Origin of the sequence: Halobacterium jilantaiense (genome assembly GCF_900110535.1) — an archaeon.
GTDB classification, from domain to species: domain Archaea; phylum Halobacteriota; class Halobacteria; order Halobacteriales; family Halobacteriaceae; genus Halobacterium; species Halobacterium jilantaiense.
Genome location: NZ_FOJA01000001.1, coordinates 440499 through 463679, shown reverse-complemented (window position 1 = coordinate 463679; position 23181 = coordinate 440499). Strand labels below are relative to the sequence as shown.

Sequence of the window (23181 nt, the reverse complement as noted above, 5' to 3'; positions counted from 1 at the left end):
TTACGAGAGGATGCCGACGTCTTTGAGGAGTTCGATGGTGGGCTGGACGTCCGATAGCGACTGGAGGTCGAGGTCCGGCGGCGACAGCTCCTCGATGGTGGGCAGCGGGCCGACCGGTTCGACCCCGTCGATCATCGGGAACGCGAAGCCGCGCGTCGCGAGGAACTCCTGGGCTTCCGCGGAGAGCAGGTGGCGGACGAACAGGTCGGCGAGTTCGGGGTCGCTGGCTCCGTCGAGGACGCTCGCGCCGGCGGTGTTGACGAGCGAGCCGGCGTCGTTCTCCGTGAACGCGAGGTCCAGCGGCACGTCCGGGCGCTGCGCGAACACGAGCATCGGGTAGTAGTGGTTCGTCGGGCCAGCGCCGACCTCGCCGTTCGTGATGCCGCGGGACACCGTGGCGTACTCGCTGTCGTAGCGCGCCGGGTTCTGGTCGAGCATCGAATTCAGCCACTCGCGAGTGCCGTCGTCGCCGCGGAGCTGGCGCATCGCGGTGACGAAGCCGTGGAACGCGCCGTACGTCGGGGCCCAGCCGAGCGACCCCTGGAAGCGGTCCTGGGTCGCGAGCGCGTCGATGCTGGTGGGGATGTCGGACGCGTCGAACTGGTTGGTGTTGTAGGGGACGGCGCGGGACCGGCCGGCGACGCCGACCCACTGGTCGGTCGCGAAGCGGTCGTCGGCGACCATCGAGGTGGCGTCACTGGAGAGGTCGACGGTCGCGCCCTGCTCGGAGACGTAGGCAAGCGAGCCCGCGTCGACGGACCAGAAGAGGTCGGCCTGCGTGGTCCCGCTGTCGTGTTCGTCGACGATGACGTTCGCGAGCTGGGAGGACGGCTGGGTCTGCTGCGTGACCTCGAAGCCGTCGTAGTACTGGTCGAGGAGGTCGATGAGCGTGGTGTAGCGGCCGCCCTCGCCGCCGCCGAGGTAGATGGCGAGTTCGCCGTCGAGGTCGGGGAGGTCCTCGATGCTGGTCCCGCCGGGCGCGGGGCGGTCCTCGACGATCGCGCCGGAGCCGCGGAAGTCGCCGATGCCGGGCGCGTCGCCGTCGGATTCGCTCTCGTTGCCGAGGATACCGCTGCAGCCCGCGAGACCTGTCATCGTCGCTGCGCCGGCCGCCGCCAGGAATCGGCGACGGCTCGGTCCGGATCGCTCACTCATACACTGAATTAGGCCGACCTAAAACGTTTATACCTACCGGTTCGCTGCCAGCGACTGGGAACGACCGAAGGCCCGAGAAGCGTGGTCCGGCTCCCGGGTGAGAGACGCCAGTCCCGCGAGCGCCCGTCAGTCGTCGGCGGTGGCCGTTGCCTCGCGCTCCGCGAGCGCGTCCAGGCACGCCACCCAGTCGAGGAGGTACTCGCCGCACTCGTTCAGGAACGCGCCGTTGTTGTACTCCTCGTAGTCGCCGTCCGCGAGCCGCCGACCCACCGCACGCGCGACGGCCTCGTAGGACGCCGAGTCGGGCTCTACCGCCGCCACTTCCGTCCAGAAGTGTTCGTTCAGTTCGAGGCCCGCCACCTCGTTCGCGAGGTCGTCGAACGTCGACCGCGGGGCCTTGTTGTGCTCGCACAGCGGGCCGCCGTTGTATATCTCGCCGCCGACCACGTCGGCCGCGCGCTTCAGGAGCACGCCGCTCCAGATGTCGTCGAACCGGCCCACGTCCCACGCGTTGTCGTCCATCGGGAACTGGTAGAACGCCGGGATGACCTCCCGGCGGAACGCGAGGTTCATCGAGCAGACCGTGAGGTAGTCTCCGTCACTCGCGACGAAGTCGCGGTCGAAGTCGTCGAAGTCCGTCCGCGTCTGTGCCTGCCCCCGGAGGTCGCCGTCCATCAGGATGCGGACGGCGTCGAGGTCCGGGACGTTCGTCCAGAGGCCCTGGGACGCGACCACGTGCTCGGTCTCCGTCGCACTCGTCTCCACGGCCTCGTCCATCGCCGAGTACGGGTAGCCGCGGGGGTAGAGGTCTGCGTCGGACTGGTAGAGGACGTTCACCCACTGCTCGTCGGAGGTGACTTCCTCTACCTCCCCTTCGTGGTGGAGGTTTTCGAGGTGCGTCCCGAAGAAGTCCCACTCGTCGTGGGGGAGCGTGTCGTCGTCGATGAACACGCCGTACTCGAAGTCCTCGTTCGCCCACATGTACAGCAGGCCGAACGAGGTCTGGGCGTGGCTGGCTGCCGGGACGAGGTGGTCGTACTCCGCGATTCCCTGCTCGCCGTACCACTGTTCGCGGTCGGACCCGTCGAAGACAGCGCCGGCGACGCCCTCCTCGTCGAGCATCGCTCGCATCGCCTGGGTGTCACAGAAGTCCTCGGTGACGAGGACGACGAACAGCCGGTCGGTGTCGAAGCCGTGGTCGCGGGCGTTCCGCAGGTAGGCGCGGACACACTCGTACTCTCGGATGGTGGGTACGACCACGCAGACGTCTCGGGTCATCGGGTACCCGCCACTATTTAGGCCGGCCTAAAGTGTGTGTCGGTGTTTAGGCCGGCCTAACGAGCTACGTGATGCTGGCGACCGACTGCTGGAGCCGGATGGTCGGCGGCACCAGCAGCCCGCCCAGCAGCACGAGAAACACGTACCGCACGCTCTCGCCGACCGCACCCGGCACCAGCAGGTCCAGCAGCCCGGCGACCGCGACGCCCGTCGCGGCCACCAGCACGAACACCAGATGCCGCCGCAGCGTGTCCACCGTCGTCCCGTGGGCCAGTTCCTCCAGCCGCTCACTGAACGCGATTCCGTACGTGGCGAACGCCAGCGCGCCCACCCCACGCAGCACCACCGTCACCGTCGTCTCTCCGAGCAACACCACGACCAGCCACTCGACGGCCACGACGACGACGAAGCCGAACTCGACGAGTCGGAGCGTCGACAGCGGCATCTCGCGCTCCTCGGGCGGCGGTGCCAGCGCGCTCGCGTAGTACACCTCGCGCATCGAGAACGCCACGAACGCGATAGCGAACAGCAACGCGAGGTCCCCGAACGCCCGCACCACGTTGCCATCGACCAGCACCGTCGACACACCGAACGCGCCCACCAGCGCCACCGCCAGCCCGAGGTACGTGAGGTACGCCCAGAAGTTCTCGTGGCCCTCCAGGCGGTCCAGCGAGTAGTTCTGCGTCGCGTAGAACGTGAACGCCAGCCCCGTCACGACGAGGAGGCCGTTGCCCGTGAACGCCACCGCGTTCAGCACCGCAGCCGGGTCGGCCGTCACGTCGCGACACCCCCGCCGAGGTCCGCAGCGAGTTCGTCGAACGCCGTCTGGAAGTCGAGCACCGTGTCGAAGCGCGCCTGCTTGTCGGTCGCCAGCGACCGGTCGAAGAGCGCGTCGACCGACTCTGGCAGCGCCGGGTTCCGGACCGACGCGTCGATGACCGACCCGCCCGCCACCGGCTGCTCGCCCGTCAAGAGGTAGTACGCCAGCGCGCCCAGCCCGTAGATGTCGGTGGACTGGTCGAAGCGACCGTACGTCTCCGGGTCGCGGTGCTCAGGGGCAGCGAACCCGGCGGGAATCGGCGGCGTCCGGAACCCGCTCGTCGCGTGCGCGAACCCCCAGTCGGCCACGAGCGGCGCGTCCCAGCGGCCGAGCGGCGTCTCCAGGAACCGAATTACGCCCGGATAGAGGCCGCCGTGGACGACACCGCGGGCGTGAGCGTAACTGACCGCGCGCGTCACGCAGTCCACGAGCCAGACGGCTTCGGCGACGGTCGCCGGCGCGCCCCGGCGGGCGAGCGTGTCGCCGTCGTCGTACCGGGTCGCCGCCCAGTCCTCGCCCGCGCCGAGCACGCTCTCGACGTAGTCGTGGTCGTCGATGGCTGCCCACTGCCCGAGCGCGTCGCGGAACGCCTCCTGGACGGCGGCGTCGGTGGCGTCGAGTCGGCGGAACGTCACCAGGCCGTGTTCGAGCGTGTCGTCCGTCACAGACGCGCGGAAGTCCGTCGTCAGCGGCGTGCTCCCGAGCTGCAGGTCCGGGTCGAGGTCGGCACGCGTCACCGTCACGGACGGCGCGGCGGGGAGGTCGTCGGGTGGTCTCTCCACCGCCGTGTCGCCCGCCTCGTCGGCACGGACCGGCGCATCCTGCCCGAAGGAGACGTACACGGGGTGGTCGGGTGCCTCGTCGCCGCCGACGGTGACCACCTCGACGCCGTCCGGGAACAGCTCGGCGTACGCCTCGGTCGACCGCACCAGCATCGGGTAGCCGGCGTCGTCGGCTCGGGCCGCGATGGCCTCGGTGACGTCCCGCACGGCCTGCGTCGCGTACCGCGCCAGCAGCGCGTCCTCGTCGTCCGTCAGTGCCGCCAGCCGGGAGAGCCCGGTCGTCGCCCGGGCCGGGTAGCGCTTCGTGACACTCGCCACCGCGACCGCGCCGTTCTGCCTGACCAGGGGGTCGTCGGCTGTCGTCATGTCCACCAGCTCCGAGAAGTTCACGGAGAGCGCGTCGGGCTGGCGTTCCGCGAGTTCGGCGACCACCCAGGTCGCGCCGCGTCGCACCCAGATATCGTCGTCGTCCACGCTGTCCACGACGCTGTCGAGGTGCGCGCGGACGCTCTCGGGCCGCGAAGACGCGGCCTCCACGAGCCGCCACGCCGCTCCCGCGCGCTCGTCGGAGTCGTCGCTGCTCAGGCGCGCCGCGAGCTCGTCGACGTCGTTGGTGTCTACTGACGACTGCAGCTCCGCGACCGCCTCCCGGTCAACGTCTCGTCTCTGGGTGTCCATCGACCGTATCGAGCGTACCCTATCGTTCGGTCGCATTGAACGTTTGGCTTCCCGACCCGGACCGGCGCGACCCGGGAGGATTTGGTGGCCGCCCGCGTGGAGCCAGCCATGGTGACGATTCGGGACCGAGAGGCCCGGGAGACGACGTCAGCCCGCGAGACGGCGCTGGCCTGCGTCGCCGCCGGTATCGACGCGGCCCGCCCCGAGCGCGTCGTCGAGGGCTGCGTCTCGCTGGACGGCGACGACCTCCGCGTCGGCGCTGCCACCTACGACCTCGCCGGCCGCGACGAGGTGGTCGTCCTCGGCGGCGGGAACGCCGCGTCGCAGGTCGCTCGGGCCCTCGCGGGCGTTCTCGGCGACCGTCTCGACGGCGGCGCGGTCGTCACGGACGACCCGGTCGCGGTGCCGGGTGTCGACGTGCTGGAGAGCGACCACCCGGTCCCCTCGGCGCGCGGCGTCGCGGCGACGGAGCGGCTGCTCGCCGCGGCAGGAGACTGCGGCCCCGACGCGCTCGTCCTCGCCGTGCTGACCGGGGGCGGGAGTGCGGTGCTGCCAGCGCCCGCGGGCGACCTCACGCTCGACGACCTCCAGGCCGCGACGAGCGCGCTGCTGGACTCCGGCGCGCCAATCCACGACGTGAACGCCGTCCGGAAGCACGTCTCGGCGGTCAAGGGCGGTCGGCTCGCCCGCGCCATCGCTCCCGCTCAGGTGGTCACGCTGGCGTTCAGCGACGTGGTCGGCGACGACCTCGACGTGATTGCCAGCGGCCCGACGGTCCCGGACACGTCGACGTACGGCGACGCGCTCGCCGTCCTCGACGAGCACGACGTTGACGCCCCCGAGACCATCCGTGACCACCTTCAGCGCGGCGCAAACGGCGACCGCCCCGAGACGCCGACGCCCGACGACCCGGTGTTCACCGACGCGACCGAGCACGTGCTCGCGAACGGCCGCACGGCGCTCGACGCCGCGAGCGCGATCGCGCGCGACCGCGGCTACGAGCCCCTGCTGCTCGCCGCCGAAACCGAGGGAGAGGCCCGGGAGGTCGGCGGCGTCCACGCGGCGGTCGCCCGAGAGATACGGGCGTCCGGGAACCCCGTCGAGCCGCCCGCAGTCCTGCTCTCCGGCGGCGAACTGACGGTGACCGTTCGGGGGACGGGAGCCGGCGGTCCGAATCAGGAGTGCGCGCTCGCCGCCGCGGCGGCCGGGCTGCCGGGCGACACCGCGTTCGCGTGCGTGGACACGGACGGCCTCGACGGCGCGAGGGACGCGGCGGGCGCGGTCGTCGACGACGAGACCGTCGAGGACTCGGCGTCGGCGCGCGGTGCGCTCGGGGCGAACGACGCCGGCGGCTTCCTCGCCGACCGGAACGCGCTGCTCCGGACGGGGCCGACCGGCACGAACGTCAACGACCTCCGCGTGCTCGTCGTCGAGTGAGTCGGCCGGACGCCTGCTGGTAGCCCAACCGTTTTCTCCCGCAGCACCCCAGTGTCGGCGTGGACCTCTCTATCGTCGACCTCTCTCCGACCCCCGACGGCGGCACCGCGACCGACGCCTACGCGAACACCGTCGACGCCGCACAGCAGGCCGAGGCACTCGGCTACGAGCGGTTCTGGGTGGCCGAACACCACGGCATGGCGTCCCGGCTCGCCGGAACCACGCCCGAAGTGCTGCTCGGCCACCTCGCCGCCGAGACCGACGAGATTCGGCTCGGCTCCGGCGCGGTCCTGCTGAACCACTACAGCCCGCTGAAGGTCGCCGAGCAGTTCGGCTCGCTCGACGGACTCGCGCCCGGCCGCGTCGACGCCGGCCTCGGGCGTGCGAACGGGTCGCCCGCGGTCGACCGCGCGCTCGGCACCGAGCGTCACTCGCGTGACCCCGACGGCGACCACCGCGAGAAGGTCGAGGCGGTCGTCTCACACCTCTACGACGAGTACCCCGAGGGGCACGCGTACGCCGACATCGAGATTCCGCGCTCGGGCGAGGGTCCGCCCGCGCCGTGGACGCTCGGGTCGAGCCCGTCGAGCGCCGCCATCGCGGGCGAACTCGGGCTGCGGTACTGCTTCGCGGCGTTCATCCGCCCGCAGTTCGCCACTCACGCCTTCGAAGAGTACCGCGACAGCTTCGAACCGTCCGGACTGGGCGGCGGCGTCGACGAACCCGAGGGGATAGTGGCCGTGAACGCTGTCTGCGCGGAGACCGACGAGGAAGCGGCGCGACTGCGCGCGGTCGCTGAGGCCGTGTTCCAGCGCATGCAACGCGGCGAACTCGCCGACACGCCGTCCGTCGAGGAAGCCATCGACGAACTCGGCGGCGTCCCCGACCCGACGCCCGAGACGCTCGACGAGGACGAGTGGCCGCGGGCCATCTCCGGCAGTCCGGAGACGCTGTCGGGGCTCTTGGAGCAGCTCGCCGACCGCGTCGGCGTCGACGAGGTGATGATTCAGCACGCGGTCCCCGACCACGAGGCCGCGCTCCGGTCCCACGAACTGCTCGCCGAGGGCGTCGGTCTGGACGGTCGCTGACAGCTTCGAGGCGTTCGGCCGCGTGCCGGAACGTGAAAGGGTAAAGACCCCGCTCTCCCAGGGGACGGGTATGGACCGCGTAGCAATCGTCGGCGCGTCGATGACGCAGTTCGGCGACCGGGACGCGTGGCTGCTGGACCTCCTCGCGGAGGCCGGCGACGCCGCGCTCTCGGACGCCGGCGTGGACGGTGCCGACCTCGACCACCTCTACGTCTCGAACATGGCGAGCGGCGAGTTCGAGGGCCAGACGGGCGTCCCGAACGCGCTCGCACACGACCTCGCCGCGATGCCGGCGTACACGGCCCGCATCGACCAGACCAGTTCCTCCGGTGGCGCGGGCATCTACGCCGCCTGGCAGTCCGTCGCGTCCGGCGCGAGCGACGTGACGCTGCTCGTCGGCGGCGAGAAGATGACTCACCGGACGACCGGCGAGGCGACCGACGTCATCGCGAGCCTCACGCACCCCGTCGAGTACAAGCACGGCGTCACGCTCCCGAGCTTCGCGGGACTGACCGCCCGGAAGTACCTCGACCAGTACGACGCGCCCCGGGAGAGTCTGGGGAAGGTCGCCGTGAAGAACCACAAGAACGGCCTCGACAACCCCCACGCACAGTTCCGGAAGGAGGTCGACCTGGAGACGGTGCTGGACTCCCCAACCGTCGCCGACCCGCTCCGGCTGTACGACTTCTGCCCCATCACGGACGGCAGTGCGGGGCTCGTGTTCTGTCCGGAGTCCGTCGCCGAGGAGTACACCGACGACTACGTCGTGGTCTCTGGGGTCGCGGGTGCCACGGACACGCACGTCGTCCACGAGCGCGACGACCCGACGACGATGCGCGGGGTCGTCGAGTCCTCCGTGCAGGCCTACGAGATGGCGGGCCGCGGTCCGGAGGACATCGACGTGGCGGAACTCCACGACATGTTCACCATTCTGGAGTTCCTGCAGAGCGAGGACCTCGGGTTCTTCGAGAAGGGCGAGGGCTGGAAGGCCGTCGAGGACGGCGTCACCGACCGCGACGGCGACCTCCCCATCAACACCTCGGGCGGCCTCAAGTCGAAGGGCCACCCGCTGGGCGCGAGCGGCGTCGCACAGGCGTACGAACTCTACCAGCAGTTGCTCGGGCGGGCGGGCGACCGGCAGGTCGACGCCGAGGTCGGCCTGGCGTGCAACGTCGGCGGGTTCGGCAACTGCGTGACCACAACCATCTTCGAACAGCCATGAGCGACGACCACGACAGCACCGACCGAGACCTCGACGCGCACCGCTGCGAGAACGGCCACCTGAGTTATCCCGGGCATACGCGGTGTCCGGAGTGCGGGGCCGAACAGACCGAGACCGTCGACCTCGCCGACCGCACGGGCGAGGTCGTGACGTGGACCACCTCGACGGCGACGCCGCCGGGCGTCCGCGAACCGAACCACCTCGCAATCGTCGAGTTCGAGGTCGACGGCGAGACAGTGCGCGCGCTCGGCCAGCTCACCACGGCCGACGGCGTCGAAATCGGGTCTTCGGTCGAACCGGTCTACGAGGCGGAGCTACGCGAACCCGGCGCGGGCATCCGCGAGCCCGAGAGTCAGGACTGGGACGGCTACCGGTTCGAGCCGGTCTGACGGCCGGTCGCGGTCGGCTGGCTCGGCCGAGACCACCGACCGTGGAACCGTCAGAAGTTCTCGCGGAGTAGCGTCGCTCGCTCGGGGAACAGCGACGCGAGCGCGTCGAGAGCGTCGTCGTCGGCGTCGAGGTCGCGGACCGTCGCCAGCTCGTCGGCAGTCCGATAGCCGACGGCCAGTTGCGAGAGCGCGCCGACGCCGAGTTCGGCGTCCGCATCGGCGTCGGTGCGGTCCACGGCGGCGCTACCGTCCTCGACGGTCAGCCGGTAGGTGTCGCCGTTCCAGTCCGCGAGCGGGTCCGTGACGTCGAGAACGAGGTCTGCCGTGGCGGCTTCGGGGTACGAGAGCGCTTCGAGCGCGGCGGGGACGTCGACGAGGCGGACCATCGGCCCGAGGGAGAGTTCCGTCGTGGCGTCACCGGGGTTCGGGAGGAGGTCGAGGACGTCCGCGTACTCGCCCGTCCAGAAGGCGACTTCGTCGACCTGCGAGTCGTGGTCGGCGAGGAACGCCAGCACGGCCAGCAGCCCGTCGTGGCCGGCGCACGCCCAGTCACGCACCTGGAGCGTTCCCGTGTCCTCGCTGGAGTCCACGGTGTACGTCAGGTAGGCTTCGAGGTCGCCGTCGCGCTCCCAGCCGTAGACGAAGGGGTCGTCCTCCCAGCCCGAGAGGATGCGTTTCTGCCACCACTCCTCGGTGCGGTCGACGGTGAGGTCGAGGGCAGCGCCGTCGGCGTCGTGGACGGCGTCCATGCGCTCCCAGTCGTCCTCGCCGAGCGGGACGAACTCGCCGTCGGTGGCCTCCCGCGCGAACGAGAGGTGGTCCGGCGGGAGTTCGTGGCGCACCATCCGGTTGCAGGTCGCCCACCCGAACTGGCCGTAGAACGACCGCTTGAACGGCCAGAGCGCGGAAAGGTAGACGCTGTCGTCCCGGGAGGTGGCGAGGCTCTCGCGGAGCATCTCGCCGACGTAGCCCTGTCGTCGGTGCTCGGGCGGGCTAGCGACGGCCGAGAGGCCGTGCATCGCGTGCGTGTCGCCGCGAACGCGGACGTCGAAGTCGACGTGCTTGCAGACGGTGACGAGGTCGTCGCCGTCGTCGTAGAGGCCGTACCGGCGGCCGACCTGCCACGGCGCGGGGATGTCGTCCTCGTCGACCTCGTCGGGGTCGGTCGGCCCCCGTGTGGGGGTGAACGCGTACGACACCATCGACCGGAACGCCCCGACGTCGTCGTCGGAGACCGGGCGGAAGTCGGGCATAGAATAGTCCGGGGCCGACGACGGCTTGAAGCTACCGGGCGCGTGTCACTGGAACCCGCGGCGGTACTGCGCCGGGACCTCGACGGCGTCCTCGCGGCCGAGGTCGCGGGCGGCGTGCAGCGGGAAGTAGGGGTCGCGGAGGAACTTCCGGCCGACGATGGCGAGATCCGCGCGGCCGTTCCGGACGAGCGCGTCGGCCTGCTCGCCGGTCTGGATGCCGCCGACCGCACCGACGGCGATGTCGGTCTCCGCGTCCTGCTTGATGCGTTCGGCGAACCGGACCTGGTAGTTCGGCCCCACCCAGTCGATGTCCTGGTCGGGGTGGATGCCGCCCGTGGAGACGTCGACGAGGTCGGCACCCGACTCGTAGAGGTCGTCGGCGAGTCGGACGGACTGTTCGATATCCCACGAGTCGCGGTCGTCCAGCCAGTCGGTCGCGGAGATGCGCACGAACACGGGCTTGCCGTCGGGCCACTCGTCGCGGACGGCCTCCGTGACCTCGCGGACGAGCCGGCTGCGGTTCTCGAAGCTGCCGCCGTACTCGTCGTCCCGGTGGTTCGAGACGGGTGAGAGGAACTGGTGGAGGAGGTAGCCGTGGGCGGCGTGGACCTCCGCGACCTCGAAGCCGGCTTCGCGAGCGCGGCGAGCGCCCTGCCGGAACGAGTCGACGACGTCCTCGATGCCCGTCTCGTCGAGGGCTCGCGTCTCCCGTGGGTCGTCCTCGAACGGGTAGGGGTCGGGCGACGGCGCGACCGGCTCCCAGCCGCCCTCGTCTTCGGCGAGCGGGCCGCGTTCGTCTTCCCAGGGGCGGGCGGTGCCGGCCTTCCGCCCGGCGTGCGCGAGCTGGATACCGGGCGTCGCGCCCTGTTCTTTCACGAACTCGGCGACGGGTGCGAGCGCGTCGCGGTGCTCGTCGCTCCAGATGCCGAGGTCTTCCGGCGAGATGCGGCCCCTGGCTTCGACGGCGGTCGCTTCGGTGAGGACGACGCCAGCGCCACCGACGGCCCGCGAGCCGAGGTGGACGCGGTGCCAGTCGGTCGCGAGGCCGTCGCGGTCCTCACAGGAGTACTGGCACATGGGCGACACAGCGATTCGGTTCCGTATCGTCGTCTCCCGCAGTTCGAGCGGCGAGAAGGCGTCTGGCATCGCCGTCCGGTATCCGCTGCCGGCGTTTAGCGGTGGTGAACTCCGGGACGATTGCCGCCTCTCCGGTTTTCATTCGCTCGAAACGGCCCAAATATTTATACCGCTTCCAGTTGACCGCACTGCTAGTATGAGTGACCATTCTGCGGGGGGTGAGTGGTCGTCGTCGCCCGAGACGTTCGCGTCCACTCTCGAGGACCTCAAGCAGTCCGGCTGCATGGTACTGGTCGTCGAGGACGAGGACGCGCCGGCCCACGAGGGCTGCGACCGGCTGCTCGGAGCCGACGACGCCGCGGACCGACGACGACTGTTCGTACAGACCGACAGCGCCACGTCGTCGCGGCTGACGGTGGCGGGCCGCCGCGACCGCACGACCGAACGCGTCGCGCGCCTCCGGACGACCAGCCGCACTGCGACGGCCACCGACGCCACGCAGGCGGTCCCGGGCGCGAGTCCGACGGTCGCCACCGGCGTCGACGGGCTCGCCGCCGACGCCCGAGAGGCGGTGGACGCACTCGAGCCGACCGACGGCTTCGACGCGGGACAGCTCCGCATCTGTGTCGACTCGGTCGGCGACATGGTCGCCGCCACGAACCCCGCCGCCACGACCGGCTTCGTCGCGGACGTCCGCGAACTCGTCGACGACCACGACGGCCTCGGGCACGTCCACGTCACGCAGCGGACGCCCGGTGCGGCCGCGGAGGCGTTGCTCCCGCAGATGGACGCGGTGGTCGAAGTGGCGGGCGACGAGGAGGCCCGGCACCGCTGGCACCTCCCCGAGGAGTCGCTCACCTCGGAGTGGTTCGATCTGGAGCGCGCCTGATCCCCAGAGACAGCTGTTCTAGACGGTTTCGCGGTGGAGAACTTCGTCGACGTCGCGGCGCGGCAGCCGCTCGGGTTCGTCGCCGGCGCTCGGGCCGACCGCAATCAGCATAACCGGAATCGTGTCCTCGGGGAGGTCGACGAACTCGGCGGCGGCCTCGAAGTCGAAGCCGGTCATCGGCGTCGCGGTGAGGCCGCGGGCGTGCGCGGCCAGCAGGAGGTTCTGCGCGGCGAGGCTCGCATTCCGGATGGCGTAGTCGCGGCCGGCGCGCTCGCCCTCGTAGCCCTCGACGGTCGCTTCCTTCATGCCCTCCGCGGTCTCGGCGTCGACGCGCCCGGCCTCGACCCACTCCTCGAAGACGCGGTCGGCGGTCTTCGGCTCGGTGTGGCCGGCGACGAGGACGGCGGTGCCGGTGTCGGCGATGTGCTCCTGGCCGTTCGCGATGTCGACGAGTTCGTCGAGTCGGTCGTCGTCCTGAACGGCGACGAACTCCCAGGGCTGGAGATTGAACGACGAGGGCGCGTAGGTCGCGTCCAGCACGAGTTCCTCCAGCGTCTCGTCGTCGAGGTCCGTGTCGGGGTCGAAGTTGTGCCCCGAGCGTCGGCTCCGCAGACCGTCGATGAGCGCGTCCGTCTCCGGCAGCAGCTGTGTCTCTGACATCTACCTACGATACGTAACCCAGGTGTAGGGGGTTGACGGCATGGGAGAGCCCCGCCGATTGGCGTGTGCGGCCGTTTCACAGGCGTTACCGGTGGCGGCCGCAGCCCGTTCCCCGCGAGTGCCGCGAACGACCGCCGCGGTGTCCCGCCTCCGTCGGACCGGACGAACGTGTTCGGCCGAGCGCCTACTCGCGTGGGGCGTCTCCGCCCAAGTGATGCAGTCTGCCATCGACGTCACCGAAATCGACCGGTCGGAACGACGCGAGCGCGTCTTCGAGGCACTCGACGACGCCGACGCGGGCGAGTCGGTCGTCGTCATCGCCGAGGAGGACCCGCACCCGACGCTCCGCCAGTACCGCGTGCTTCGGGGCGTCAGCGTCGACGTCACCGACGAATCGGAGGGCGACGGGGAGTGGACACTCCGGGCGACGAAGCGTGACGGTGAGGGCGGCGACGGCCGCCCCGAGTTCGACGTTCGGAACATGCCGCCGCGACGCCGCCACACGGTTCTCACGGAGACTTTCGACCTGCTGGACTCCAGCGAGGGATTCGTGCTCGTGAACGACCACGACCCGGAGCCGCTGTACCACGAACTCCAGTCCATCCACGGCGACGTGGTCGGCTGGTCGTACGAGCGCGAGGGGCCGGACGAGTGGCGCGTCGAACTCTCGCGGACCGGTGAGTCCGACCGCGAGGACACCGGTGCCGAGGCCACGTTCGACGTGCGCGAGATTCCGAAACCGGACCGCCACCCGACCATCCACCACCGTTACCGCGGTCTGGCGGCCGGCGACGCCCTCGACGTCGTCGCACCCCACGAGCCGAAGCCGCTCCGGCGCGAGTTCGAGGAGCAGTACGGCGACTTCGGCTGGGACGTCCTGGACCGGGAGCCCGGCGAGGTCCGCGTGCGAATCACGAAGCGACCCCGTGCGGGCGAAGCCGGCGACCGTCCCAGTGACGACGGCGTCGACCTGACCGTCGTCCGGGAACTCGACGTCCGGGACCGACCGCCAGCCCAGCGCCACGAGGCCATCTTCCAGGCGTACGAGAACCTCGACGCGGGTGAGGGGTTCGTGCTCGTCAACGACCACGACCCGAAGCCGCTGTACCACCAGTTCCAGTCCGAGGCCGGCCCCGAGTTCTACTGGGCGTATCGGGCGAAAGACCCCGGCGAGTTCCGGGTACTCGTCGGGAAGGACGCCGACAACGCGGGCGAGCCGGTCGACCCCGACGGCGCGGAAGCGCCGTTCTGACGGTGGCGTGTCCTGAGTTGTCACAACCACCCGGAGCGAGCCGTCGAGCCTGCCGAAGAGCGCGTCGCCGAGCAGTTCACGGACGGCGACCGGCCGGCGCTCACCGAGTCCGCACAGGTTCGCGTCCGGATTTATCCGTCGTGGCCTCGTACTGACAGGTATGCCTTCGACAGGCGACTCCGCACCCACGTTCACGGCGACACTCGGCACCAGCGACCACGAGGACTTCGCCCTCGACGACCACCTCGGCGACGGCCCGGTCGTCCTCGCGTTCTTCCCGGGCGCGTTCACGCCGCCCTGCACGAACGAGATGGTCTCGCTCCAGGACCACCTCGACGAGTTCGAGGACGCCGGCGCGACCGTGTTCGGCGTGAGCGCCGACTCGCCGTTCTGTCAGGACGCGTTCAGCGACGAGCACGGCCTGGAGTTCGACCTCGTCAGCGACACCGCTGGCGACGCCATCCGCGCCTACGACCTCGCAATCGACCTGCCGGACCTCGGGCTGTACGGTGCGGCGAACCGCGCTGTCTACGTCCTCGACGACGACGGCGAAATCACGCACTCGTGGGTCGCCGACGACCCGACGAACGAACCGGACTACGGAGCGCTGCTGGACGCAGTTCAGGCGGCGTAAACCGGACCGGGGCCCGTCCCAGCTACCGAGAACTGGCCGACCACGTATCCGCGAACCATCCATATCAGACTCCATGTCGAGTACACCACACGACCACGAACACGACCACGACGCCGAACCGGTCACGGACCACGTCCACGACAACTCGTGGTCCGCGAATCTCGAGCAGCCCGACCACGGCGACGACCGCGACCTGGTGCTCAGGCAGGCGGTCGAGGCGGTCGAACACACGGCCGCCGGCAACCACGTGAACCTCGTCACGCACGGCGACCACGGCCACCCCGAGGACTACCTCTACGACGAACTGGACGCTGCGTTCGGCGACGACGTCGACTGGGAGTACGTCGAACAGTGTGGCTGCGGCGGCCACGTCGTGCGCGTCCACACCTGACTGGAACCCTGAACCATCACAGCAGCCGCCTCGCGCCCGCGAACGACTCGTCGAGGTCAGCGACGTAGCCGTCGCCGTCGGGGTGAAGGCTGTTCTCGGTCACTTCGTCGGCCGGCCCGTAGGCGTGGACGAACCGCGAGCCCCCAGTCGCGATGGCGACGTGCCCCGGAAAGAACAGGAGGTCGCCGACCGCCAGCGAGCCCCGTTCCACCGGCTCACCGACCGCGCGCTGCTGGTCGGCGTCCCGCGGCAGCGTCAGCCCGTGCCGGCGGTACGCCTGCCAGACGAGCCCGGAGCAGTCGATGCCGTCGATGGTGGTGCCGCCCCATCGGTACGGCGTTCCCAGATACTCCCGCGCGACCGCGACCACTGACTCGCCGTCCGGGGCTCGCGGGGCCTCGGCCACGCTGTCGTCGACCGCGGGTTCCGCGCCTGTTCGGAAGCGCACGCGCCCGTCAGCGAGCCGCTCGCAGGCCGTTCCCCGCGGGACAGTCTCGCCGTCGACGTCGATTTCGGTCGCCATCAGGGCGTCTGGCGCGACGTCGACGGTGTCCGAGAGCGTGCCGCGCCGGACCCAGCCAACGTAGCCGTCGGGAGCCCGGACTCGCTGCCAGCCGTCCCGCCGGTCGAAAGCTGTCACCGCGCAACCGTACCTGAGCTCCGTCACGCGCTCGCCGTCGGCGTCCGGTGCGTCTCGGACGGCGGTGACGCCAGTCGTGCAGGTCGCGGGCTCGGCGAGCGTCGAGAGGACCGCCACGTCGCACTCGATTCGGCGGTCGACGGCGTCGCTGGCCGCGTCGAGCGCGCGCTGCCGGAGTTCGGGCGTGGAGACGACGCCGGCGAGCGTCGGCGGGTCGCCGGTAACGTCGAGGTCGAAGACGGCGACGCGGCTGTCGGGTGCGTGTCGAGTGGCGCATCGCTGCACGGCGAGGCGAGCGCGGCGTGCGGCGTCCATGCGCGCTCGTCGCCGCGACGGCCTAAGAATCCTCGGCCAGCACGGAGACGAATTCGCGCTGCTCGGCGAGAATCTCCGGGTCGAGGTCCGCGACCAGCGTGCGTTCGTCGCGGTTCAGCGCGTGGCTGACGGCACCGTCCGGTCGGACGACGGCCGACCGACCGCCGTAGTCGACGGCGGGCGCGTTCGGGAGGTCGCGTCGGCCGGTACGGCCGCAGCCGACGACCCAGCGCACGCCGTCGAGGGCGCGCGCTCGGAGGAGGAGCCGCCAGTTCTCGCTGTACGCGCCGGGCCACGCGCCGACGACGAACAGGGCGTCGACGCGCTGGCGGGCGAACGCGGCGCTCACCTCGACGAAGTTCAGGTCGTAGCAGGTCACGAGGCCCGCCTCGCCGACGGGCGTGTCGACGGTCACGGCCTCGTCGCCGGTCGCGAGCACGTCCGCCTCGCCCGCCCAGAGGTGGCGCTTCCGGTAGTACGTCCGCTCGCCGTCTGCGGTGACGTAGACGGCGGTGTTGTAGTAGTCGCCGCCGGCGTCCTCGACGAAACCCGCGAGGACATCGAGGTCGTGGTCGGCGGCGTAGGTCGCCAGCCGGTCCAGTTCGGTGCCGTCGCGGTCGAGCGCGGCGGCGTGGACGCGGTCGTCGGCGACGAATCCAGTGAGCGCGTACTCCGGGAAGACGGCGACGTCGACCCGGTCGTCGAGGGCTGCGAGGCGCTCGCCGACGGTGGCGAGGTTCTCGGCCGGGTCGAGGTCGGCGACGTCGGTCTGGCAGGCGGCGACGGTCGGCGTTGGCACGCCAGACGCGTCGTCGCCCGCCCCCATCAATTCCCCGGAGCGCGCCGGCGCGACGCTGTGGCCGGTTACTCCGACTTCTCCGACGTCTCGTCCGAGTGTTCGTGGTCTGCCTGTTCGTCTTCGGCGTGAGTCCCGTCGTCCGCGTCCTCGGCGGCCGCGACGTGAACTTCGGCCTCCAGTTCGATTTCGACGCCCGACGCCTCCAGTTCGGCCTCGAACGTCTCGGCGTTGCCGGCCTCGACTTCCAGTTCTGACGAGTCGACCTCGACTTCGACCTCCGCGTCGACGTAGGTGTCTGGCATCACCAGTCCGTTCGAAGGCCAGGGAAAAGACTCTCGGGGTGCGCGCGGCGCTCTGGGGTTCGAGTAATCGACTGACCTCCTGTCTCAGAATCTTTCTTCAGTCGTGAGTAAACACTTTACCGGCTCCATTCCAAGGCCCAGGCATGGAACACAACGCAATCCACCGCCGCGAGCGACCGTTCGTGGCCGGCGAGTGGGTCTCCGGCGGGGACGCCCTGCCGGTGTCGGACCTCGCCGACGGCGGCACGTTCGCATCCGTCGAGGCCGCGAGTGCGGACGACGCGAAGCGCGCGCTCGCTGCGGCAGCGGAGGCCCAAGAGGAGCTCAGGGAGGCCACGGTTCCCGAGCGCGTCGAGTGGCTGGAGACCGTCGCCGATGCCATCCGCGCCCGCGAAGACGAGCTCGCCGAAGTCATCGTCCGGGAGGCGGGCAAGCCAATCTCCAGCGCTCGCGGCGAGGTCGAGAGCGCGGCCGAACGCTTCGAGCGCGCAGTCGGCGAGATTCGCCACCTCAAAGGCGAGTTCCGGCGCGGCACCACGTCCGGCCACGCCGACTGGCGCGCGGTCGTCGAACCGGAGCCGATCGGGACGGTGCTGTGCATCGCGCCCTACAACTACCCCCTGGCGACCACCGCGCTCCAGGTCGCGCCCGCGCTCGCCGCCGGTAACGCCGTGGTCGTGAAGCCCGCGAGCAAGACGCCGGTCAGCAGCGCTATTCTCGCGGAAATCGTCGCTGACGCCGGCCTCCCCGAGGGCGCGTTCAACTTCGTCCCCGGCGAGTCCAGTGTCGTCGGCGACCCGCTGGCCTCGGACAGCCGCGTCGACGCCATCGCGATGACCGGCTCCTCCGGCGCTGGCGAACACGTCGCCCGGCAGTCCGGCATCACGCGACTCCACATGGAACTCGGCGGGAACGCTCCCGCCATCGTCTTCGACGACGCCGACCTCGACGCCGCAGCGACCGCGGCCGCGAAGGGGTCGCTGAAGTACGCCGGCCAGCGCTGTTCGGCCGTCTCCCGCGTACTCGCTCACGAGTCCGTTCACGACGACCTGGTGGCGCGCATCGACGACGCGATGGACGACTGGACGGTCGGTGACCTCTTCGCGGACGACACCGACCTCGGCCCGCTCGTCAGCGCCGAGCAGGCCGACTGGGTCGCCGAACTCGTGGACGACGCCGTCGAGTGTGGCGCGACGGTCGTCCGCGGCGGCGACCGCTACGAGGAGGACGGCATCCACTTCTACGAGCTGACGCTGCTCGCCGACGTGCCCCGCGACGCCCGCATCGTCGACGAAGAGCAGTTCGGCCCGGTGTGTGCCGTCACGACAATCGAAGACGAGGACGACGCCGTCGCGCTGACGAACCGCTCGGACCTCGCGCTCGACGCCGCCGTCTTCACGACCGACCACGACCGCGCGATGGACGTGGCACAGCGCGTGGACGCCGGTTCGGTCCGCATCAACGGCGCGCCGAGCCACGGGCTCGGTGACGTGCCGTTCGGCGGCAACGACGCCTCCGGCATCGGCCGCGAGGGCCTGGACTCGACCATCCACGAGTTCGTCCGCGAGAAGTCCATCATCCTGTAGGCCGCGGCCGCCGTTTTCGGTCCTGCTCGCTACGCGAACAGCAGCGGCACCATCCCGAGCACGCCGACCGCGAGCCCGGTCGCGAGTTCGCGCGTGCCGCCGTTCGGGAGCTTGCGGCCGACCTCGCGGGCTTCGGGGATGAACTCGCTGACGACGAGGAACACCATCGCGCCGCCGGCGAACCCGTAGCCGAACGGGAGCGCCGCTCGCGCGAACTGCACGAAGACGTAGGAGATCGCGGCCCCGATGGGCTGGGGGACGCTCGTGAAGACGGCGACGCCGACGAGTGTCCAGCGCCGCGCGCCGTGCTCGTGGAGCGGGATGGACACCGCCAGCCCCTCGGGGATGTTGTGGATGGAGATGGCGATAGTCATGAAGACCGCGAGGACGGGCACGGTGAATCCGGCGATGGGGACACCGCCCTCCAGCCCCATGTCGGCGAAGGAGACGCCGACGGCGACGCCCTCGGGGAACGAGTGGACAGTGAGCACGCCCGCGATGAGCACGAGCTTCTTGAAGTCGGCGGCGGCGATTTCGCGGGGCGCGAACTCGTGGTCGTCGATGACGTGGCTGGCGACGACGACCAGCGCGACGCCGACGAGCGCGCCGAGTCCGATTTCGACCGGACCGCCGTAGTTCAGCGCCTCCCGGAACAGTCCGAACCCGGATGCGGAGACCATGATTCCGGACGCCAGCCCCCAGAGCCCGACGCGCCACCGGTCGTTCACGTCGTCGACGAAGAAGAACGGCAGCGCGCCCAGGCCCGTCGCCAGGTCCGTCAGGAGGCCGGCGACGAAGACGAAGGCGAGTTCCCCAGTCAGCTCCATACCGAACGGTCATCGAGCGCACGCAAAACAGTTTCCGAATCGGAAAGTAGTCTTTGGGAAGCCTAAAACCGCGTGGTTGAAGTCAGGGTCGGGCGACGCCAGCCACATGGACGACCAGGCACGCGTCGCCGCGTTCCTCGACGCCCACGACCTGCGAGCGCCGCCGGAGAACCGCGTCCTCGACCTCGCCAGCGAGGTCGGCGAACTGGCGAAGAACGTCAACGAGACCACCGACTACGGCACCACAGACGGCGTCGACGTCGACCGCGACGAGCTCGGGGACGCCCTGTTCTGCCTGCTCGCGCTCGCCGACGAACTCGACTACGACGCCGGCGATGCGCTCGACGAGGCGCTGGCGAAGTACGATGCCCGTCTCGACGAGTCGGGAACGGCGGGCTCCGGCGCGTAGCAACCGGGCATTCGGGGGAGACTGGCGACCCGGCCAGAGCCCGCGAGTATCACGAATCTTTGTGGGAGAGCGGTTCTCGCGGCGAGGGAACGTCGTGCGGTTTTAAGCCCGCGCCCGTACTCGGTCCACCTGTGAAGACACAAGCAGACGCAGGTGGACTGTTCGCCCCGGAGCGGGTCGCGGTAGTCGGCGCGACCGACCGCGAGGGGTCGATCGGTCGCGCCATCGTCGAGAACCTCGCCGACTTCGACGGCGACGTGGTCGCGGTCAACCCCGGCCGCGAGTCGGTCCTCGGGTACGACTGCTACCCGGACCTCGGCGAGGCACCCGCGGTCGACCTCGCCGTGGTCGTCGTCCCGCCGAGCATCGTCGTGGACGCCGTCCGCGACGCCGGCAAAGCGGGCGTCAACAACGTCGTCGTCATCACGGCCGGGTTCAGTGAGACCGGCGGCGAGGGAGCCGAGCGCGAGCGCGACCTCGTCGACGTGGCCGAGGAGTACGACCTCAACCTCGTCGGCCCCAACAGCCTCGGCGTGCTCTCGACCCCGACCGGACTGAACGCGACGTTCGGCCCGTCGAATGCACTCCCCGGGAACCTCTCCTTCATGAGCCAGTCCGGGGCGTTCATCACGGCGGTGCTGGACTGGGCGAACGACCAGGGTATCGGCTTCAAGGACGTCGCCAGCCTCGGCAACAAGGCCGTCCTCGGCGAGACGGACTTCATGCGAGCGTGGGGCGACGACCCAGACACTAACGTCATCCTCGGCTACCTGGAGGGCATCGACGACGGCCGAGAGTTCATCGACGCCGCCCGCGAGGTCACGGACGAGACTCCGGCTGTCGTCGTGAAGTCCGGCCGCACCGAGGCCGGCGCGCAGGCCGCCTCCTCGCACACCGGCACCATCGCCGGCAGCGAGGCCGCCTACGAGGCCGGCTTCCAGCAGGCCGGCGTCGTGCGCGCCGAGAACGTCCAGGAGCTGTTCGACTTCGCGAGAGCGCTGGACGGCCTCCCGATGCCGGACTCCGAGAACGTCGCCGTCGTCACGAACGCCGGCGGCCCCGGTGTGATGGCGACCGACGCGGTCGGCGACTCGCGGCTCTCCATGGCTTCCTTCGAGGACGACACGCTCGACGAACTCCGCGGGTCGATGCCGGACGAAGCGAACGTCTACAACCCCGTGGACGTCATCGGCGACGCCGACCTCGACCGCTTCCGGTCGGCCCTCGACACCGTGCTCGCCGACGACAACGTCGGCTGCGCGCTCGTGCTGTCCGCGCCCACCGCGGTCATCGACTACGAGGAACTCGGCGAAGTCGTCGTCGACCTGCAGGCGAAACACGACAAGCCAGTCGTGACCTGCCTGATGGGCGGCGAACGAACCGACCGCGCGGCGGACGTACTCCGAGCGGCCGGCATCCCGAACTACTTCGACCCGGCGCGCGCCATCGGCAGCCTCGACGCGCTCGCGGTCCAGCGCGAGGTCCAGAGCCGCGAGTACGAGGCCCCGACCGACTTCGACGTCGACCGCGACGCAGCCCGCGAGATTCTGGAGGACGCCGCCGACCGCGGCGCGACCCGGCTCGGTGTCGAAGCGATGGAGCTCCTCGACGCCTACGGCATCCCGACGCCCGACGGCGAAGTCGTCGACGACCCCGCCGACGCCCGCTGGGTCGCCAACGACATCGACGGCGACGTCGTCATGAAAATCGTCAGCCCGGACATCCTCCACAAGTCCGACATCGGCGGCGTCAAAGTCGGCGTCTCCGACGAGGAGGTCGCCGACGCCTACGAGGACCTCGTGACGCGCGCGAAGAACTACCAGCCCGACGCCACCATCCTCGGCGTCCAGGTGCAGGAGATGGTCGACGTCGACGCGGGCACGGAGACCATCCTCGGCATGAACCGCGACCCCCAGTTCGGCCCGCTGCTGCTGTTCGGCCTGGGCGGCATCTTCGTCGAGATTCTCGAGGACACCAGCGTCCGCGTCGCGCCCGTCTCCGACCGCGAGGCCGGCGAGATGATCGACGAACTCGACTCCGCGCCCCTGCTGCGGGGTGCCCGCGGCCGCGACCCCGCCGACGAGGACGCCATCACGGAGAGCGTCCAGCGGCTCAGCCAGCTCGTCACCGACTTCCCGGCCATCCTCGAACTCGACGTCAACCCGCTGCTCGCCACGAGCGACGGCGCGACGGCACTCGACGTGCGGCTCACCATCGACCCGGAGGAACTATGACCGACACACTACTCGTCACCTCGACCCACGCAGGCACCGGCAAGACCGCCGTCTCGCTCGCGCTCGCGCGACTCGCCGCCGAGCGCGACCGGACGGTCGGCTACATGAAACCGAAGGGCACCCGACTCCAGAGCAACGTCGGGAAGACCCTCGACGCGGACCCGATGCTCGCCCGCGAACTCCTCGACATCGAGGCCGAGATGCACGACCTCGAACCGGTCGTGTACTCGCCGACGTTCGTCCAGGGCGCGATCCGCGGCCGCGAGGACACCGACGACCTCCGCGACCGCGTCCGCGACGCGTTCGACTCGCTGTCAGACGACCGCGAGTTCATGGTCGTGGAGGGAGCCGACGACCCCGCGACCGGCAGCATCGTCGACCTCACGGACGCCGACATCGCCGAACTGCTCGACGCGCGCGCCGTCGTCGTCGCCCACTACGAGGAGCCCGGCGACGTCGACGACGTGCTCGCCGCCGCCGAATCCCTCGGTGACCGGTGTGCCGGCGTCGTGTTCAACGCCGTCGAGGACGCCGCCTACGACGACGTCGAGACCGAAGTCGCGCCGTTCCTCGAAGGGCGCGGTATCCCCGTGCTCGGTGTGCTCCCTGCCGAGCGCGAACTCTCCGGCGTCACCGTCGACGACCTCGCGACCGACCTCGGCGCGGACGTCCTCACCGACGGCGCTGGCGAGGACGCTGTCGTCGAACGGTTCCTCGTCGGCGCGATGAGCGCGGAGAGCGCGCTCAGCCACTTCCGCCGCACCAAGGACGCCGCAGTCATCACCGGCGGCGACCGCGCGGACGTCCAGACCGCCGCGCTCGACGCGCCCGGCGTCCGCGCGCTCGTGCTCACGGGCGGCCACCGGCCGTCGGGCGCGGTGCTCGGGAAAGCCACAGAAGAAGGCGTGCCGGTGCTCTCCGTGCAGTCCGACACGCTCACGACGCTCGATCGAGGCGAGAATCTCGTCCGCGGCGGCCGCGTCCGCGACGAACACACTGTCGACGTGATGCAGCGACTCCTCCACGACCACGCGGACGTCGACGGACTGCTCGACTGACGCCGG

General features: G+C 70.5%; 23 protein-coding genes. 12 read left to right on the top strand and 11 right to left on the bottom strand.

Annotated elements, in window-relative coordinates; genetic code table 11:
• The 4 genes from BMW35_RS02465 to BMW35_RS02450 form a co-directional block, all read right to left on the bottom strand.
• Positions 1 to 1155, bottom strand: a complete 1155-nt coding sequence (locus tag BMW35_RS02465) for an extracellular solute-binding protein (RefSeq protein WP_089667742.1) — start codon at positions 1153 to 1155, stop codon at positions 1 to 3.
• 126 nt (positions 1156 to 1281) lie between these two features.
• Positions 1282 to 2433, bottom strand: coding sequence for an alpha-1 4-glucan-protein synthase (locus BMW35_RS02460; protein WP_089667740.1), 1152 nt, complete (start codon positions 2431 to 2433; stop codon positions 1282 to 1284).
• Positions 2434 to 2497: 64 nt separating this feature from the next.
• On the bottom strand, positions 2498 to 3211 hold the full coding sequence (locus BMW35_RS02455) for a hypothetical protein (protein ID WP_089667738.1): 714 nt from the start codon (positions 3209 to 3211) through the stop codon (positions 2498 to 2500).
• A complete protein-coding gene (locus BMW35_RS02450) occupies positions 3208 to 4713 on the bottom strand; it encodes a protein kinase family protein (protein ID WP_245708117.1) in 1506 nt (501 codons plus the stop codon). The genes BMW35_RS02455 and BMW35_RS02450 overlap by 4 nt, the downstream gene beginning before the upstream one ends.
• Positions 4714 to 4821: 108 nt before the next feature.
• On the opposite strand from BMW35_RS02450, the gene BMW35_RS02445 reads away from it, so the two are divergent.
• The 4 genes from BMW35_RS02445 to BMW35_RS02430 all read left to right on the top strand — a co-directional run bounded on the left by BMW35_RS02445 (position 4822) and on the right by BMW35_RS02430 (position 8849).
• Entirely contained in the window at positions 4822 to 6150 is a 1329-nt protein-coding gene (locus BMW35_RS02445; RefSeq protein ID WP_089667734.1) for a glycerate kinase type-2 family protein, read from the top strand.
• A gap of 59 nt (positions 6151 to 6209) precedes the next feature.
• Positions 6210 to 7238 carry an LLM class flavin-dependent oxidoreductase gene (locus BMW35_RS02440; RefSeq protein WP_089667732.1) on the top strand — a complete coding sequence of 343 codons (1029 nt, stop codon included), beginning with the start codon at positions 6210 to 6212 and terminating at the stop codon, positions 7236 to 7238.
• 70 nt (positions 7239 to 7308) lie between these two features.
• Complete coding sequence (locus BMW35_RS02435; protein WP_089667730.1) at positions 7309 to 8460, top strand: thiolase family protein; 1152 nt, start codon at positions 7309 to 7311, stop codon at positions 8458 to 8460.
• Positions 8457 to 8849 (top strand): Zn-ribbon domain-containing OB-fold protein, encoded by a 393-nt coding sequence (locus BMW35_RS02430; RefSeq protein WP_089667728.1) that lies wholly within the window; start codon positions 8457 to 8459, stop codon positions 8847 to 8849. Before BMW35_RS02435 ends, BMW35_RS02430 begins: the two co-directional genes overlap by 4 nt.
• A gap of 50 nt (positions 8850 to 8899) precedes the next feature.
• Here the strand turns inward: BMW35_RS02430 and BMW35_RS02425 are convergent, their stop codons facing one another.
• Together BMW35_RS02425 and BMW35_RS02420 are read right to left on the bottom strand one after the other, a co-directional pair.
• Positions 8900 to 10102, bottom strand: coding sequence for a GNAT family N-acetyltransferase (locus BMW35_RS02425; RefSeq protein ID WP_089667726.1), 1203 nt, complete (start codon positions 10100 to 10102; stop codon positions 8900 to 8902).
• 45 nt (positions 10103 to 10147) lie between these two features.
• Positions 10148 to 11248: an NADH:flavin oxidoreductase/NADH oxidase gene (locus tag BMW35_RS02420; RefSeq protein ID WP_089667723.1), complete on the bottom strand. Its 1101-nt coding sequence runs from the start codon at positions 11246 to 11248 to the stop codon at positions 10148 to 10150.
• A gap of 127 nt (positions 11249 to 11375) precedes the next feature.
• Here BMW35_RS02420 and BMW35_RS02415 point away from each other — a divergent pair, with 127 nt between their 5' ends.
• Positions 11376 to 12068: a DUF7504 family protein gene (locus BMW35_RS02415; RefSeq protein ID WP_089667721.1), complete on the top strand. Its 693-nt coding sequence runs from the start codon at positions 11376 to 11378 to the stop codon at positions 12066 to 12068.
• Positions 12069 to 12086: 18 nt separating this feature from the next.
• On the opposite strand, the gene BMW35_RS02410 is transcribed toward BMW35_RS02415, so the two are convergent.
• Positions 12087 to 12728 (bottom strand): nitroreductase family protein, encoded by a 642-nt coding sequence (locus BMW35_RS02410; RefSeq protein ID WP_089667719.1) that lies wholly within the window; start codon positions 12726 to 12728, stop codon positions 12087 to 12089.
• 214 nt (positions 12729 to 12942) lie between these two features.
• On the opposite strand from BMW35_RS02410, the gene BMW35_RS02405 reads away from it, so the two are divergent.
• From BMW35_RS02405 to BMW35_RS02395, 3 genes are all read left to right on the top strand, one after another.
• A complete protein-coding gene (locus tag BMW35_RS02405; protein WP_089667717.1) occupies positions 12943 to 13980 on the top strand; it encodes a DUF2249 domain-containing protein in 1038 nt (345 codons plus the stop codon).
• Positions 13981 to 14140: 160 nt separating this feature from the next.
• Positions 14141 to 14614: a redoxin domain-containing protein gene (locus BMW35_RS02400; protein WP_089667714.1), complete on the top strand. Its 474-nt coding sequence runs from the start codon at positions 14141 to 14143 to the stop codon at positions 14612 to 14614.
• A 73-nt stretch (positions 14615 to 14687) separates the two neighbouring features.
• Complete coding sequence (locus BMW35_RS02395) at positions 14688 to 15005, top strand: CGCGG family putative rSAM-modified RiPP protein (RefSeq protein ID WP_089667712.1); 318 nt, start codon at positions 14688 to 14690, stop codon at positions 15003 to 15005.
• Positions 15006 to 15021: 16 nt separating this feature from the next.
• Here the strand turns inward: BMW35_RS02395 and BMW35_RS02390 are convergent, their stop codons facing one another.
• From BMW35_RS02390 to BMW35_RS02380, 3 genes are all read right to left on the bottom strand, one after another.
• A complete protein-coding gene (locus tag BMW35_RS02390) occupies positions 15022 to 15960 on the bottom strand; it encodes an NlpC/P60 family protein (RefSeq protein ID WP_089667710.1) in 939 nt (312 codons plus the stop codon).
• Positions 15961 to 15982: 22 nt separating this feature from the next.
• Positions 15983 to 16759, bottom strand: coding sequence for a nitrilase-related carbon-nitrogen hydrolase (locus BMW35_RS02385; RefSeq protein ID WP_089670323.1), 777 nt, complete (start codon positions 16757 to 16759; stop codon positions 15983 to 15985).
• A 65-nt stretch (positions 16760 to 16824) separates the two neighbouring features.
• A complete protein-coding gene (locus tag BMW35_RS02380) occupies positions 16825 to 17061 on the bottom strand; it encodes a hypothetical protein (protein ID WP_089667708.1) in 237 nt (78 codons plus the stop codon).
• Between the two features lie 143 nt (positions 17062 to 17204).
• Here BMW35_RS02380 and BMW35_RS02375 point away from each other — a divergent pair, with 143 nt between their 5' ends.
• Positions 17205 to 18647, top strand: coding sequence for an aldehyde dehydrogenase family protein (locus BMW35_RS02375; protein ID WP_089667706.1), 1443 nt, complete (start codon positions 17205 to 17207; stop codon positions 18645 to 18647).
• A gap of 29 nt (positions 18648 to 18676) precedes the next feature.
• On the opposite strand, the gene BMW35_RS02370 is transcribed toward BMW35_RS02375, so the two are convergent.
• Positions 18677 to 19474, bottom strand: coding sequence for a ZIP family metal transporter (locus BMW35_RS02370; protein ID WP_089667704.1), 798 nt, complete (start codon positions 19472 to 19474; stop codon positions 18677 to 18679).
• A gap of 106 nt (positions 19475 to 19580) precedes the next feature.
• Between BMW35_RS02370 and BMW35_RS02365 the strand changes: the two genes are divergently transcribed.
• From BMW35_RS02365 to BMW35_RS02355, 3 genes are all read left to right on the top strand, one after another.
• On the top strand, positions 19581 to 19883 hold the full coding sequence (locus BMW35_RS02365) for a MazG nucleotide pyrophosphohydrolase domain-containing protein (protein ID WP_089667702.1): 303 nt from the start codon (positions 19581 to 19583) through the stop codon (positions 19881 to 19883).
• Positions 19884 to 20014: 131 nt separating this feature from the next.
• On the top strand, positions 20015 to 22117 hold the full coding sequence (locus BMW35_RS02360) for an acetate--CoA ligase family protein (protein WP_089667700.1): 2103 nt from the start codon (positions 20015 to 20017) through the stop codon (positions 22115 to 22117).
• Complete coding sequence (locus tag BMW35_RS02355) at positions 22114 to 23175, top strand: phosphotransacetylase family protein (protein ID WP_089667698.1); 1062 nt, start codon at positions 22114 to 22116, stop codon at positions 23173 to 23175. Before BMW35_RS02360 ends, BMW35_RS02355 begins: the two co-directional genes overlap by 4 nt.
• The last annotated feature ends 6 nt before the right edge of the window (positions 23176 to 23181 follow it).